Origin of the sequence: Paraburkholderia panacisoli (genome assembly GCF_008369935.1) — a bacterium.
GTDB classification, from domain to species: Bacteria; Pseudomonadota; Gammaproteobacteria; order Burkholderiales; family Burkholderiaceae; genus Paraburkholderia; species Paraburkholderia panacisoli.
In genome coordinates this window covers 358,407-373,378 of record NZ_VTUZ01000001.1, presented here as the reverse complement: position 1 = coordinate 373,378, position 14,972 = coordinate 358,407, and the positions used below count along the sequence as shown (strand labels likewise).

The 14,972-nt window shown below is 63.2% G+C and carries 13 protein-coding genes; all 13 read right to left on the bottom strand.

The window, feature by feature from the left end; translation table 11 throughout:
* Window positions 1-54 precede the first annotated feature (54 nt).
* The 13 genes from FVF58_RS01710 to hisS all read right to left on the bottom strand — a co-directional run bounded on the left by FVF58_RS01710 (window position 55) and on the right by hisS (window position 14,959).
* On the bottom strand, window positions 55-1,941 hold the full coding sequence (locus FVF58_RS01710) for a potassium transporter Kup (RefSeq protein WP_149668213.1): 1,887 nt from the start codon (window positions 1,939-1,941) through the stop codon (window positions 55-57).
* 307 nt (window positions 1,942-2,248) lie between these two features.
* The gene (locus tag FVF58_RS01705; protein WP_149668212.1) at window positions 2,249-2,839 is read right to left on the bottom strand and encodes a phosphoribosyltransferase; all 591 of its coding nucleotides are present in this window, start codon (window positions 2,837-2,839) and stop codon (window positions 2,249-2,251) included.
* Window positions 2,840-2,842: 3 nt separating this feature from the next.
* Window positions 2,843-4,189 carry an adenylosuccinate synthase gene (locus tag FVF58_RS01700; RefSeq protein WP_149668211.1) on the bottom strand — a complete coding sequence of 449 codons (1,347 nt, stop codon included), beginning with the start codon at window positions 4,187-4,189 and terminating at the stop codon, window positions 2,843-2,845.
* Window positions 4,190-4,393: 204 nt separating this feature from the next.
* Complete coding sequence (locus FVF58_RS01690) at window positions 4,394-5,545, bottom strand: ATP phosphoribosyltransferase regulatory subunit (protein WP_149668209.1); 1,152 nt, start codon at window positions 5,543-5,545, stop codon at window positions 4,394-4,396.
* A 180-nt stretch (window positions 5,546-5,725) separates the two neighbouring features.
* A complete protein-coding gene (locus tag FVF58_RS01685) occupies window positions 5,726-5,917 on the bottom strand; it encodes a DUF2065 domain-containing protein (protein WP_149668208.1) in 192 nt (63 codons plus the stop codon).
* A 44-nt stretch (window positions 5,918-5,961) separates the two neighbouring features.
* Window positions 5,962-6,864 (bottom strand): protease modulator HflC, encoded by a 903-nt coding sequence (gene hflC / locus FVF58_RS01680; protein ID WP_149668207.1) that lies wholly within the window; start codon window positions 6,862-6,864, stop codon window positions 5,962-5,964.
* 12 nt (window positions 6,865-6,876) lie between these two features.
* Window positions 6,877-8,256 (bottom strand): FtsH protease activity modulator HflK, encoded by a 1,380-nt coding sequence (hflK, locus tag FVF58_RS01675; protein WP_149668206.1) that lies wholly within the window; start codon window positions 8,254-8,256, stop codon window positions 6,877-6,879.
* Window positions 8,257-8,305: 49 nt separating this feature from the next.
* The gene (gene hflX / locus FVF58_RS01670; protein WP_188130682.1) at window positions 8,306-9,520 is read right to left on the bottom strand and encodes a GTPase HflX; all 1,215 of its coding nucleotides are present in this window, start codon (window positions 9,518-9,520) and stop codon (window positions 8,306-8,308) included.
* A gap of 30 nt (window positions 9,521-9,550) precedes the next feature.
* On the bottom strand, window positions 9,551-9,787 hold the full coding sequence (gene hfq, locus FVF58_RS01665) for an RNA chaperone Hfq (RefSeq protein WP_006051315.1): 237 nt from the start codon (window positions 9,785-9,787) through the stop codon (window positions 9,551-9,553).
* A 142-nt stretch (window positions 9,788-9,929) separates the two neighbouring features.
* The gene (gene der / locus FVF58_RS01660; RefSeq protein ID WP_149668204.1) at window positions 9,930-11,267 is read right to left on the bottom strand and encodes a ribosome biogenesis GTPase Der; all 1,338 of its coding nucleotides are present in this window, start codon (window positions 11,265-11,267) and stop codon (window positions 9,930-9,932) included.
* Window positions 11,268-11,701: 434 nt separating this feature from the next.
* Entirely contained in the window at window positions 11,702-12,847 is a 1,146-nt protein-coding gene (gene bamB, locus FVF58_RS01655; RefSeq protein ID WP_149668203.1) for an outer membrane protein assembly factor BamB, read from the bottom strand.
* Window positions 12,848-12,922: 75 nt separating this feature from the next.
* Complete coding sequence (locus tag FVF58_RS01650) at window positions 12,923-13,552, bottom strand: YfgM family protein (RefSeq protein WP_149668202.1); 630 nt, start codon at window positions 13,550-13,552, stop codon at window positions 12,923-12,925.
* A gap of 66 nt (window positions 13,553-13,618) precedes the next feature.
* A complete protein-coding gene (hisS, locus tag FVF58_RS01645) occupies window positions 13,619-14,959 on the bottom strand; it encodes a histidine--tRNA ligase (RefSeq protein ID WP_149668201.1) in 1,341 nt (446 codons plus the stop codon).
* Window positions 14,960-14,972: the final 13 nt, after the last annotated feature.

Here is a 14,972-nt window from a genome sequence, read left to right as displayed (position 1 = left end):
TTTTTTCCGCGCCCCGATGCCGACATCGAAGCACGCAAGATTCACCGGCTCGCGTCAGATCTCGATCTTGGTCCCCAACTCCACCACCCGGTTGGCCGGGATGCTGAAGAAGTCCGTCGGCTTCGCGGCGTTCTGGTGCATCCATGCGAACACACGTTCGCGCCACACCGACATGCCCGGCAGTTGCGTCGGCACCACCGTTTCGCGCGCGAGGAAGAACGACGTGTCCATCAGTTCGAAGGTCATGTCGTGGGTGCGGCCGACATCGAGCAGCACCGCCTTCACATCGGGCGTTTCGTTGAAGCCGTAGGCCGCCTTGACGAGATACAGACCGCCCTCGATATCCTTCACCGTCACGCGCTCCGCGTCGTTCACATAAGGGATGTCGCGCGTCACGAAGGTCAGGAAGATGGTGCGCTCATGCAGCACCTTGTTGTGCTTCAGATTGTGCAGCAGGCTCACCGGCACCAGCGAATCGCTGCCGGTCAGATAGATCGCCGTACCCGACACGCGATGCGGCGGATGCGCGAGCAGCCCTTGCAGGAACGGCATCAGCGGAATACCGTCGGCGGCCGTGCGCTCCTTGACGATCATCCTGCCCTTGAACCACGTCATCAGCAGGAAGAACAGCAACGCGCCGATGCCGAGCGGCAACCAGCCGCCCTCTTCGACCTTCAGCAGATTGGCGCCGAAAAAGCCCAGGTCGACCGTCATGAACACGCCGATGATCAACGCCACCAGCAGCTTGTTCCAGTTCCACACGTTCACCATCACGACGCAGGCGAGGATCGTGGTGATCACCATCGTGGCCGTCACCGCGATACCGTACGCGGCGGCGAGATTGTCCGAGCTCTTGAACGCGATCACGATGCACAGGATGATGAAGAGCAGCATCCAGTTCACCACCGGCACATAGATCTGCCCGATCGCCAGCTCGGACGTGTGCAGGATCTTCATACGCGGCACGTAGCCGAGCTGGATCGCCTGGCTCGTCAGCGAATACGCGCCGGAGATCACGGCCTGCGATGCGATCACCGTCGCCACCGTCGACAGCACGACGAGCGGCAGCAACGCCCAATCAGGCGCGAGCAGGAAGAAGGGATTTTCGATGGCCTTCGGGTCGTGCATCAGCAGCGCGCCCTGGCCGAAGTAGTTCAGCACCAGCGACGGCATCACCAGCAGATACCACGCCATGCGGATCGGCTTCGCGCCGAAGTGGCCCATATCGGCGTACAGCGCTTCGGCACCGGTCAGCACCAGCACGACCGAGCCGAGCACCACATAAGCCTGCAGCACGTGCGCCGCCATGAAGGTGTACGCGTAATACGGGTTCAATGCGCGGATCACGTTCGGCGACTGCGTGATGTGCCACAGGCCGAGCGCGGCGAGCACCACGAACCACAGCACCATGATCGGACCGAACAGGCGGCCGACCATCGCCGTGCCGTGCCGCTGAATCCAGAACAGCAGAATCAGGATCGCGATCGTCAGCGGCAGGACCAGATGCGACAGATGAGGCGCGGCAATCTCCAGACCCTCGACTGCCGAGATCACCGAGATGGCCGGCGTGATCACCGCGTCGCCATAAAACATGCAGGCGCCGAAAATGCCGAGCATCATCAGCAGGCCGGCCATTTTCGATTTCTCTTCGAGCGAGCGCAGCGCCAGCGCCATCAGCGCGAGCACGCCGCCCTCGCCGTTGTTGTCCGCGCGCATCACGAACAGCACGTACTTGACGCCGACCACGATAATGATCGCCCAGAACAGCAGCGAGATCACGCCGAGGATGGATTGCTCGGTCAACGGAATGCCGTGCGACGGACTGAAGGCCTCTTTCAGCGAATACAACGGGCTCGTGCCGATATCGCCGAACACCACACCGATCGCGGCAATCGCGAGGGAAGGCAGTGGCTGCTTGTGCACGTGATTGTTATCTGTCATAGACGCGAGGAAATCCGTTTCCTGAGCGGAAAAAACGACCGCTATTCTAAACTGCCCGTCTAGCGCCGCCCGGCTTGTTGTGGATACACCACGTAGATAGTCCGCGCAGTGTAGCACTGCGATTTGGGCGCGTCTGCCGCGCCGAGGGCCGTGCCGGCGGTCTTGCCTGGATTCGTATCACACGACGCGCGCAGCGTGGTCTGGCCGGTCCGCTGAAGACGCGCAAAAAAAACGGAGCCCAACCGGGCTCCGTTTTGCGGACATTGCGACACATACGACGCGAAGCACAAAGCGCCGGGCATTCACATTACTCCGCCGCCGACTCCTGCGCCTGCGCGATGCCGCGCTTGATCCACGCACCGAGGTTGTGCGGGCGAACCGTGTCCCACTCCTCGAACGGCTGATGAATCCACGGATTGGTCGGCAAATACTGTACGTGGTAATCAGGCTTCACCTTTGAGCAGCCCTTGTACCAGAGCACCGCCGAGCGCACTGAGGTGATCGCCGGATAGCGTTCCTTCAGATGCTGCTGAACCCGCGCCAGCGTCACGCCGGAATCGACCAGGTCGTCGACCAGCAGCACGTTGCCGTGCAGCTCGCCGCGCGTCATCGTAATGTATTGCGCGATGTCGAGTTCACCCTGCTCCGTGCCGGCCGCTTCGCGATATGAACTGGTGGCGAGGATCGCCAGCGGCAGATCGTAGATGCGCGAGAGCTGGTCGCCCACGCGCAACCCGCCGCGCGCGAGGCACAGAATCTGGTCGAACTTCCAGCCGGATTCGTGCACGCCGAGCGCTAGCAACTCGATCAGCCGGTGATACTCGTCCCAGCCGACCCACAGGTTCTTGTCGTCATTGCGTGGATCTTTCATCGCGATCATGGGTACACCTTGAATCATCGCTTAAACCTTGAACGGATGACGCAGCAAGATGGTCTCGTCGCGATCCGGACCGGTCGACACCATGTCGATCGGAATGCCTGCAACTTCCTGCACGCGCGACAGATAAGCACGCGCGTTGGCCGGCAGCTTGTCCCACTCCTTGATGCCGACGGTGCTTTCCTTCCAGCCGGCAAAGGTTTCGTACACCGGCTCGCAGCGCGCGACTTCCGACGCGCCGCGCGGCAGCAAGTCGATATTCTGGCCGTCGACCGTGTAGCCGACGCACAGCTTCACTTCGTCGAGGCCGTCGAGCACGTCGAGCTTGGTCATGCACAGACCCGACACGCCGTTGATCTGGATCGAGCGGCGCAGCGCGGCAACGTCGAGCCAGCCGGTGCGGCGCGGCCGGCCGGTGACCGAGCCGAATTCCTTGCCGACGGTAGCCAGTTCCAGGCCGATCGCTTCCTGACGCGCGGCGTTGTCCGCGTCATACAGTTCGCTCGGGAACGGGCCCGAACCGACGCGCGTGCAGTACGCCTTGGTAATGCCGAGAATGTAGTTCAGCTTTTGCGGACCGACGCCCGCGCCCGAGGTCGCCGCACCCGCCACGCAGTTGCTCGACGTGACGAACGGATAGGTGCCGTGGTCGATGTCGAGCAGCGTGCCTTGCGCGCCTTCGAACAGCAGGTTGCTGCCGGCGGCGTTGGCGTCGTACAGACGGCGCGACACGTCGGTGACCATCGGCTTCAGACGGTCGGCGTAGCTCAACATCGTGTCGAGCGTTTGCTGGAAGTCGACAGCGGCGACGCCCAGGTATTGCGTGAGCACGAAGTTGTGATAGTCGAGGTTTTCGCGCAGACGTTCGGCGAAAGTGACCGGGTCGAACAGGTCCTGCACGCGCAGGCCGCGGCGCGCCACCTTGTCTTCGTAAGCCGGGCCGATGCCGCGACCGGTGGTGCCGATCTTGCCCGCGCCACGGCGCGCTTCGCGGCCCTGGTCGATGGCGATGTGATACGGCAGGATCAGCGTGGTGGCTTCGGAAATGAACAGGCGATTCTGGACATCGACGCCTGCGGCTTCGAGTTCGCCGATTTCCTTGAACAGCGCTTCCGGCGACAACACGACGCCATTGCCGATATAGCACGCGACGCCGGGATGCATGATGCCCGACGGAATCAGACGCAAGATGGTTTTCTTGCCGCCGATGATAAGCGTGTGACCGGCATTGTGACCGCCCTGGAAGCGAACGACGCCTTGAGCGTGGTCCGTCAGCCAGTCGACGATCTTGCCCTTGCCCTCATCACCCCACTGGGTCCCCACGACGACGACGTTGCGTCCGGGGTTCACATTCACTGCGCTGGCAGACATGTTGTTTCGTAAGCTGGTTAAAAACGTATTCTACCTATGTTCGCGGAACCTTCCGAATTTTTCCGTTTCCGCTCAACGGTATGCACGTTATGGTGGGTAGGAAAAAGATGGCGCGCCCCGTGACCGCGCCCGGTTCGACGGCGCGCTCGCCGCCGTTCAACATGCGCTAAGGATAGTCCCTCGGGCGACTCGAACGGAACGCGCTCAGGAGCGCGCTTCGACGACCCATGCGCCGTTGCGCTCGACCAACACGCGGTCGAAGGCGAATTCATCCAGATCGTGCTCGTGACCGGGCAGCGCCTGGATCACCACTTCGCCGGCATCGCGCAATGCGGCGACGCTCACGCGCAGCGCGTCGTCGTGCTGCCACGGCGCGAGAATCGCGCTGCTGCGCGCTTCGATCGGCGAGATCCGCGCCACTTCGCGCAGATCGAGCGAAAAGCCGGTTGCCGCGCGAGCCCGCCCATAAGCCTGGCCGACGTGGTCGTAACGGCCGCCGCGCGCCACCGCATTCGGCACGCCATCCACATACGCGGAGAACATCACGCCGCTGTGGTACGCGTAGCCGCGCAAGTCGGCGAGATCGATCATGACTTCGGCGCCGTCCACCTGAGTCGCGAGAAACGCGAGATCGTCGAGGGCGCGGGCGATGGCCGGCGCATTCGGCAGGCGCGCGCGGGCTTCGTCGAGCACCGACGCGTCGCCGTACAGCGTGGGCAGCGCGCGCAACGCGTCGCGGATGACCGGCGTGAGTCCCGCCGTCAGTTCGACGAGGCGCGGCACGTCCTTGCCCGCCAGCGCGTCATACAGCGACTGGCCGAGTTCGTCAGCGGCCGGCTCCGCTTCGATCAACGCCGCGAGCACGCCTGCATGACACAGATCGAGGCGCACTTTGGCGAGGCCCGCCAGACGCAGTGCGTCGAGCATCAGTTGCTGGATTTCCAGATCCGCTTCGAGGCCCGCGTGACCGTAGATTTCCGCGCCGATCTGAATCTGCTCGCGCGTCGCGTGCAGACCGCGCGGCCGCGTATGCGCGACATTGCCGGCGTAGCAAAGACGCGTCACGCCCTGACGGTTCAGCAGGTGCGCGTCGATCCGCGCGACCTGCGGCGTGATGTCGGCGCGCAGACCGAGCGTGCGCCCGGACATCTGATCGACGAGCTTGAAGGTGCGCAGATTCAGATCGTGACCACCGCTGGTGAGCAACGATTCGAGGTACTCGAGCAGCGGCGGCATGACCATCTCGTAGCCGTACGAGCGGAAACGATCCAGCAAATGGCGCCGCAACTCTTCGATCTTGCGGGCTTCCGACGGCAGCACGTCGGCAATATTCTCGGGGAGCAACCAGGTCGACATCGGTACAGTCCTACGGCGTTGAACACGGCGGGGGAAGGCGCCGGTAAGTGAGTGTTTGAATGGCGGGCGGCGGCTCGATTCTGGCGGCTATCGCAGGCACCGCCTGCGCGCCGCGCCCTCGCCGACACGAAGGCACGGCGAGCGCGTCACGCGCGCTGCCGCGCCGCCGGCGTGGCCCTTTCAGGTCACGATAAACAGCAGGATCAGCCCGAGCACCATCACGACCAAGCCGCCGACGCGAATCTGATGCGGCGGGCGTTCCGCTATTTTACGGAACGTGTCGCGCCAGGCGGTCGGAAAAACGAAGGGGAACATCCCCTCGATAATCAGCATCAATGCGATCGCGAGCAGTAACGAGCCGACTATGTCCATGCGAATGAAGGCGCCGCGATGCGGATGCCGCGGCGTTCCGGTTATCAGTGTTGACGCGGGGCCGCGGAAGCGTCCGGGGCAGCGCCGCCGGTCGGACTACGCATGAAGCGGAAGAACTCGTTGTTCGAGTCGACCACGATCAGGTCGCCCGGCTTGAAGGTCTTCCGGTACGCCTGCATGCTTTGGTAAAACTGGTAGAACTGCGGGTCTTTGCCGAATGCCTCGGCGGCGATTTCCGCGGCCTTTGCATCGCCCTCGCCGCGGATGGTCTGCGCCTGCGCGTTGCCGTCCGCGAGCACCGCCTGCTGCTGCGCCACCGCGTCCGCCTTGATCTGCGCGACCTCGGCCGCGCCCTTTGCACGCTCGTCGGCCGCGACCCGCTCGCGGGCGGCGATCATCCGCTTGAAGACCGAATCGGCCATCGCCGCCGGGAAGTCGACGCGCGTCAGTTGCACGTCCACCACCGACACGCCGAGCGAAGCCGCGCTCTTGTCCATCGCGCCGCGCGCCTGTTCCGCGACGGTTTGCTGTTTGGCGAGTGCATCGGATAGCGTGAACTGACCGAATGCATCGCCGAGCGCGCTGCGCGACAGCAGCGCGAGCCGGTCCGGCAGGCTCTGGATGTCGCCCTTCGTTTCGGCGAGCAGCTTGAGCGGGTCGGTGACGCGGAACTTGATGACCGGGTTGACCAGCAGATCGGTTTTATCCGATGTGGCGTAGCGATCCTCGTCCGGTGCGTCGAGCGACTGAATGCGGTTATCGACCAGCGTAAGCGTTTGCAACGGCGGCGGCAATTTGACATGCAGCCCAGGGCCGAGCAAGTTGGGCGGCGTGTCGCCACGCGACGACAGCACGGCCATGTGCCGCTGATCGACGACGAACACCATCGACGAAGCTGCGAACAGCACGAGGACGATGGCTACGATGAGCGCAATGATCTTGTTCATGTTGTGCGCTCCTTATTGAACGTCGTCTTCGCGCATGCGATTGCGGAAGGCGTCGCGTGAACGCAGCGAGGCCCCGCTCGCGGGCTGGCTGGCGGGCGTCTCGGCCGCGGCGGGCGCGGAAGCTGCCGGGCCTGCTGCAGCGGCGGACGCGCCCGACGGCGCAGCCGCGCTCGCCGCTTGCGGCGCGCCTGCGCCTGCGGCACCCGGCGTAGCGGCAGCGGCGTCGGCGAGCCGCTGGCGATTCTGTTCGACCAGCTTGTCGAGCGGCAGATACAGCACGTTGTTGCCGTTCTTGCTGTCGACGAAAACCTTGGTCGTATTCGAGTAGATCTGCTGCATGGTTTCCATGTACATGCGCGTGCGAATCACCACAGGCGCTTTCGAGTACTGCGCGTAGACCTGCTTGAAGCGGTCGGCCTCCCCTTGCGCCTGGGCGACGGTTTTCTCGCTGTAGGTTTTCGCGTCTTCGATCTGGCGCGCCACGTCGGCTTGCGCACGCGGCAACAAGTCCGCCACATAGGCCTGCGCGTCGCGCTTCGCGCGTTCGTTTTCCTGCCGCACCTTGGCGGCATCGTCGAACGCGGCCTGCACCTGATCGGGTACCTGCACGCTCTGGATCGTCACGCCGGTCACGGCAAGGCCGGACTCGTATTGATCGAGGGATTGCTGGATCGCCGCGATCAACTGCTGACGCATTGTTTCGCGATCCTGATCGAGAATCTCGCTCGTGCTGCGCGCGCCGACAATGCCGCGCACCGCCGCCTGCGCGGCATGCATCACGCTCTGATCGGGATCGATGCTGCGGAACAGATAGTCGATGGGCTTGCGCACCTGGTACTGCACCGCGAAGCGCACGTCGACGATGTCGCCGTCGTGCGTGAGCATCGATGCGTCCTTCACGTTCGCGAGACGCACCACGTTGTTGCGGCCGATCTCCACCTGGCGGATCTGGCCGACATTGACGAACTCATGTGCTTCGAACGGATACGGCAAACGCCAGTGCACACCCTGACCGGCGGTGTAGCGATACTTGCCGAACTGCATCACAACGGCGGCCTGGCCATCCTGCACGACGAACACGCCGCTGCCGAGATAGATCGCGACCAGCACGCCAATTACGATACCCACGCCGATGCGCGCGCCACGTCCGTTATCCGGACGGCCGCCGCCCGCACCGCCACCCTTGCGTCCGAAGATCCGGCTCAGGCGGCGGTTGAAATCCCTCCACATCTCGTCGAGATCAGGCGGACCTTCACCGTCCTTGACCGGACGCTTCGGGTCATTCGGCCGTTGCCGGTCGCCATTGCCGTCGCCCCGGCCCCAGCGCGGATCGTTCAGTGAAAGCAAGGCGCGCATGCGCAGCCAGATACTCCGCTCGTTGTATTCGTTCACCTGTGTTCGTTCACCAGAGTAGACAGCGGGTCAGTGCAATTGGAACGGGTCAGTGCCCGAGTTCTGGAACCTTGCGGTCGTCGCGCGGTGCTGCGGGCCGGCCTTCTTCCGACTGATCGATGAACGTGTCGGCAAGCGGTTCGGCCGTAGCGATTTCAGCGATGGCAGCGCGCAACGCATCCAGCCCTTGACCAGTGCGCGCGCTCAAAAAGACGCGCGAAATATTACCATATTCGTCCCGCTCGACCGCGTCGCCACGGGCCGCCAACTCCGGCACCGCGTCGATCTTGTTGAACACCAGCACCTGGCGGATGGTGTCCGCGCCGATCGCGTGCAATACCTCGTTCACCTGATCGATCTGATCGAGGCGCACCGCGCTCGAAGCATCGACCACATGCAACAGCAGATCGGCGTGAATGGTTTCCTCGAGCGTGGCGCGAAACGCGGCCACCAGCTGGTGAGGCAACTCGCGGATGAAGCCGACCGTGTCGGACACGACCACCTGCCCCGCTTCGTCACCGAGATAGACGCGCCGCGAGGTAGTGTCGAGCGTCGCGAACAGTTGATCGGCGGCATACGCCTGGGCTTTGGTGAGCGCATTGAACAGCGTGGACTTGCCCGCGTTCGTATAGCCGACCAGCGACACCGACATCGTCTGGTTGCGGCTGCGCGCCCGGCGCTGCGTGCCATGCTGGCGGCGCAATTTTTCGAGTCGCGTCTTGAGCGCCTTGATGCGCTCGCCGATCAAACGCCGGTCGGTTTCGAGCTGCGTTTCGCCGGGCCCGCGCAAGCCGATACCGCCTTTCTGGCGCTCGAGGTGGGTCCACGCGCGAATCAGCCGGGTCGACAGATACTGCAATTGCGCGAGCTCCACCTGCAGCTTGCCTTCATGGCTGCGGGCGCGTTGCGCAAAAATATCGAGAATGAGACTGGTGCGATCGACCACGCGCCGATTAAGCGCTTGCTCCAGATTGCGCTGCTGCGCGGGTGCCAGAGCGTGATTGAAAATGACGAGTTCGATGTCGTTCGCCTCACACGCAAGACGCAATTCTTCGGCCTTGCCGCTGCCGACGAACATCTTCGCGTCGGGGCTGGACCGGCGCCCGGTGAGGGTGACTAAGGGATTCGCGCCCGCGCTTTGCGCGAGCAGGCTGAGTTCTTCGAGACTGGCTTCGAAATCGATCTTACCGAAGTCGATGCCGACAAGCGCTGCATTGATCAAATTGGAGGGTATCAAAATGAGGCGGCCGGGAGTGATCGCCAACGGGCGACGCTACGCCGGCCGCGACGGGGGTTAGGACTGTTCGGAATCCGGGTGGAAATTCACCGGACGGGCTGGCACGACAGTCGAGATTGCGTGCTTGTAGACCATCTGGGTGACCGTATTCCTGAGCAACACGACGTACTGGTCGAACGATTCGATGTTCCCTTGAAGCTTGATGCCGTTGACCAGGTAGATCGACACCGGCACATGCTCTTTACGCAGTGCGTTCAAAAACGGGTCTTGTAACAATTGCCCTTTGTTGCTCATAGCAAACTCCGTATTTTTTTGCAGGTTGACTGAATTGACGACGAAGAAAAAGAGATCCGCCGTCAACCGCTACACTATAGCCGATTTTCGTTTTTGCGCGAGGGCCCGGGCCGTACGCCCAAACCCAGCACACACGCGGGTTTCAGCCTTTGTCCGCGTAAGGGTTCGTCGACGATCGGAACTCTATTCGCAATGGAGTCCCCGTCAGCTTGAAAGTTTCCCGGAAGCGGTTTTCGAGGTAGCGCTTATAGGTTTCGGTGATTGCATCGAGTGCGTTGCCGTGAATCACGATAATCGGCGGATTCTGTCCACCCTGGTGCGCGTAACGCAACTTCGGACGCACCGGACCGCGTCGGCGCGGCTGCTGGAATTCAACTGCATCGATCAGCGCGCGCGTGAGCTTCGGCGTCGGCAGCTTCGCCATTGCAGCGGTGTAGGCGTCGTCAACCGAACGCATCAGCGGACCAATTCCAGTTTTTTCCGCGGCGGAAATGAAATGGAATTTGGCGAAGTCGAGAAATTTTAGTTTGCGCTCGAGGTCGGCTTTGGTGCGCTCGCGCACATGCGGATCGAGACCATCCCATTTGTTCACGCCCACCACCAGCGCGCGCCCCTGCTCCACGACGAAGCCCGCGATATGCGCGTCCTGTTCGGAGATGTCCTGGCGCGCGTCGAGCAGCAGGATCACGACGTTCGCATCCGAGATGGATTGCAGCGTCTTCACCACCGAGAATTTCTCGATCGCTTCGAATACTTTGCCGCGGCGGCGCAGACCGGCCGTGTCGATCAGCGTGTACGGCTTGCCCTGACGCTCGAAGTCGACGTAGATCGAATCGCGCGTGGTGCCCGGCATATCGAACGCGATCACGCGCTCTTCGCCGACCAGGGCATTGATCAGCGTCGACTTGCCGACGTTCGGGCGGCCGACGATCGCGATCTTCACGCCGCGCGTTGCCTTCTCTTCGTCGCTTTCTTCCGGCTGGCCGGCATACGCGACTTCGAGCGCCTCGTTGATCATTTCGGTGACGCCGTCGCCGTGCGCGGCCGAAATCGCGCGCGGATCGCCGAGACCCAGCTCGTAGAAATCGGCGGCGACGGTGGTGTACTTCATCCCCTCCGCCTTGTTGACGACGAGGAAGATCGGCCGGCCGACCTTGCGCAGATAGTCGGCGATCGACTTGTCCTGTGGCGCAAGACCATTGCGGCCGTCGACGATGAACACGACGATGTCCGACTCCTCGACCGCCTGGCGGGTTTGACGCGCCATCTCGTGCAGGATGCCGTCTTTCGCGACCGGCTCGAAACCGCCGGTATCGACGACCAGATACGGCCGCTCGCCGGTGCGGCCTTCGCCATAGTGGCGGTCGCGCGTGAGACCGGGCAGGTCGGCAACCAGCGCATCACGCGAGCGCGTGAGACGGTTGAACAGCGTGGATTTCCCCACATTGGGGCGCCCGACGAGGGCAATAACGGGTTTCATCAGATGTTGTTCACGGTGAAACGCGGGATCGAAATCGACCGCCCGCGTAGCGACGCCATGCGGCCGCTACACGGCAGCGTTTGACGAAAATTATCACGAATTCGGCCGGCCCCGGCTGTGCTGTCGATATGCGCATCCGGGCGGACGGGGAGTTGGCTGAATGGGGCGGCGCCAACGGGCCGCCAGATTCAGTCTTTCTTGCTCGACGGCTCACACGCCCGTTCGAGGGCGATGGTCTGCGATGCCGCCGAAGGTGGCGCCGCAAGCAGCCACCGATGGCCACGTGGGCCGTTTCTGATCCGACTGCCGGACCAGCCAGTCCGGCGCAATGCTTCTACTGTCCTGCGATACGACAAACATTCAAAACAAGTTCAACAAAAACGCGCGCGGCCGGCGATGCCGGCCGCGCACTTGACGAAGCTCAGCGGGCGCGATCAGCGCGGGCGATAGCCGTACAGGCCGCCGTCGCGCGTTTGCACCACCAGCGTTTCGCCGGCCAGCACGGGCGCCGCGACAATCGCGCTGCCGTCGGTCTTCACACGGGCGACCAGCGAACCGTCGGAAGCCGACAGGAAGTGCACGAAACCCTGATAGTCGCCGAGCACGGCCGCACGGCCGAGCAGGAACGGCACGCCGAGGTCGCGGCTCTTCAGCTGGTCGTTTTTCCACAGCCGCGAACCGGTGTTCACATCGAACGCCGACACGACCGACCAATCGTCCGCCGCCACCACGGTGCGGTCATCCTGCGCTAGACCGCTCGTGCTCGAGAACGCGGTTTGCCACAGCGCACGGCCCGAGTTCGCGTCGAAACAGCCAATCTGGCCCTGGAACGTCACCGCGCAGGTTTGCGAGCCGACCAGCGTGGGCGGACCGGTCACGTCGTTGATGCGCTCCACTTCCGTCACACCCTTCGGATACGACACCGGCGTCTGCCAGTAGGCGTCGCCCGTTTGCAGGTTGATCGCGGCGAACGAGCCGCCCGGGAAACCGGCCAGCACGGCAGCGTCGCCGGCGAACGTCATGCCCGACGACACGCGCAGATTGAGCGGCACCGCGCGGTTGCGGTAGTTCCACTTCTGCTCGCCGGTTTGTGCGTTGAACGCGACCAGCTGACCGTCGACGGTACGCACCACCACGAGGCCGTTGCCGACCAGCGGCGGCGAAATGATTTCGCCCGGCGCCTTGGCGGTCCACAACTGCTTGCCATCCGCGCCGAGCACATAGACATCGCCCTTCAGCCCGCCGACCGCCGTCAGCGTGCCGTCGCTGCCGACACCCGCCGACAGGTCGTCGCGCAGCTTGACGCGCCAGATGTCCTGACCGGTTTGCGCGTCGATCTTCGCAACCGAGCCGTTCGCGCCAGCCGCGAACACCGCATTGCCCACCGCGACCGGCGAGAACAGGTAGCGCCCCGCCTTGCCCACGCTCGCCGTCCAGACCTGCTGCACGTCGAGCACGGGTTTGAACTCGGTGAGCGGCGTCGGCACACGGCGCTCGTCTTTCGTGGATGAGCAAGCCGCCATGGTGAGGACGGTCATCGCACAGATAACGGGCACGGCGTAACGTTTCAGCAGATTCATCGGTGGACGAAGCATTCAGGAAATTAATTAAAGGAAACCGGTTGGTCGTTGCATGCGGCGCGCGGCACGCGGCGATCAGCCACCCAGCGCGTCCAGCTTGAACTGAATCAACTGGCGTGCCGAGCTGTCATTTTTCGACAGCGAGTCGAGCGCGAGCTTGTAGGCCGTGCGTGCATCGTCGCGCTTGCCCTGCGCGGCGAGCAGGTCGCCGCGGCGGTCCGCCACGATGCCCTTGAACGCGTCGGATTGCGGCTCGGCGAGCAAGGCGAGACCCTGGTCGTAAGCCTTGTCGTCGAGCAGCAGCGAAGCCATGCGCAGCGTGGCGATCTGCTTGAACTCGTCGTCCTTCGCGTGATCGATGGTCCATTGCAACTGGGCCTTCGCGGCAGCTTCGTCGCCCGCGGCATAGAGCGCCTTGGCGGCGCCCAGCGCGCTCATCTGCGCGTACGGGGTGCGGCTGAACTTGTCTTCCATGTCGGTGGCGGCGCGCGTGATCCTGGCCTTGTCGCCCGATGCCACCGCTTGCTGCACCTGGTCGTACAGCACAGCGGCTTCCGCCGCCTGGCGCCGCTGCCAGAAATTCCAGCCGTTCCAGCCGGCTGCTGCAACCAATGCCACCAGCACGATCCACGTGGTTGCATTACCCCACTGCGTCCACCATGCCTTCAGACTTTCAATCGATTCTTGTTCGTCGTGGTAACTCATTGCCCGGCGATTTCCTCTTTCTTGATACCTGTGCGTGTCGAGCCAACCGGCTCGACGACGTCGCGATCAGTCGTCGCCGTCTTCGGCGGTTGCAACCATCGCATTGATTAGAAATTCGGTCAAGTCTTCAGCGGGCACGTTATGTTGCTCGCTTTTACCGCCGTTAGCATTTGTATCGCGCAGCGGCTTCACGCCGACCGTGCCGTTGGCGATCTCATCTTCGCCGAGCACCACCGCGAATGCTGCGCCGCTCGCGTCGGCACGCTTCATTTGCGATTTGAAGCTGGCCGCCTGACCGTCGGCGCTGCAATGCAGGATCACGTCGAGGCCCGTATCGCGCAGACGTTCCGCGATGATGAAGGCCTGCTCGCGCGCCGCATCGCCCTGATGGACCACGTACACGTCGCAGCCTTCGGCTTCAGGCACGAGCCCCTCTTCCTTCAGCAATTCGAGAATCCGTTCGACGCCCATTGCCCAGCCACACGCTGCCGTCGCCTTGCCGCCGAGCTGCTCGATCAGCGGATCGTAACGGCCGCCCGCCGCGACGGTGCCCTGCGCGCCGAGCTTGTCGGTCACCCACTCGAACACGGTCAGGTTGTAGTAATCGAGACCGCGCACGAGACGCGGGTTGATCGTGAACGGGATGTTGTTCGCTTTCAGAATGCGCTGCAACCCTTCGAAGTGCGCGCGCGATGCATCGCCGAGAAAATCGATCAGCTTCGGTGCGTTCTGCGCGACTTGCTGCAGCGCCGGATTCTTCGTATCCAGCACGCGCAGCGGGTTCGTGTACAGACGGCGCTTCGCGTCTTCGTCGAGCACGTCCATGTGCTTTTCCAGGTACGCGATCAGCTCGACGCGATGCGCCGCGCGCTCTTCGGCGAGGCCCAGCGAATTGATCTCGAGCTTGATCCCGGTCAGGCCGAGATCGTCCCAGAGCCGCTGGCACATCATGATGATTTCAGCGTCGGCGTCCGGGCCCGTGAAGCCCAGCGCTTCCACGCCGACCTGATGGAACTGGCGATAACGGCCGCGCTGCGGACGCTCGTGGCGGAACATCGGCCCGATGTACCACAGGCGCTTCGGACCGTCGTACAGCATGTTGTGCTCGATCACCGCACGCACCACCGCCGCCGTGTTTTCGGGGCGCATGGTGAGGTTTTCACCGTTCAGCGCGTCGGTGAAGCTGTACATCTCTTTCTCGACGATGTCGGTCACTTCACCGATGCCGCGTTTGAACAGCTGCGTATGCTCGATGATCGGCGTACGGATATTCTGGTATCCGTACGAACGCAGCATCGACTTGACGGTGGATTCGAAAAATTCCCAGAGCCCGGCTTCCTGCGGAAGGATGTCGTTCATGCCCTTCACGCCGGAGAGCTTTTCGAGCTTTTTCTTCTGTTCAGTCATCTGTCTTCGATAG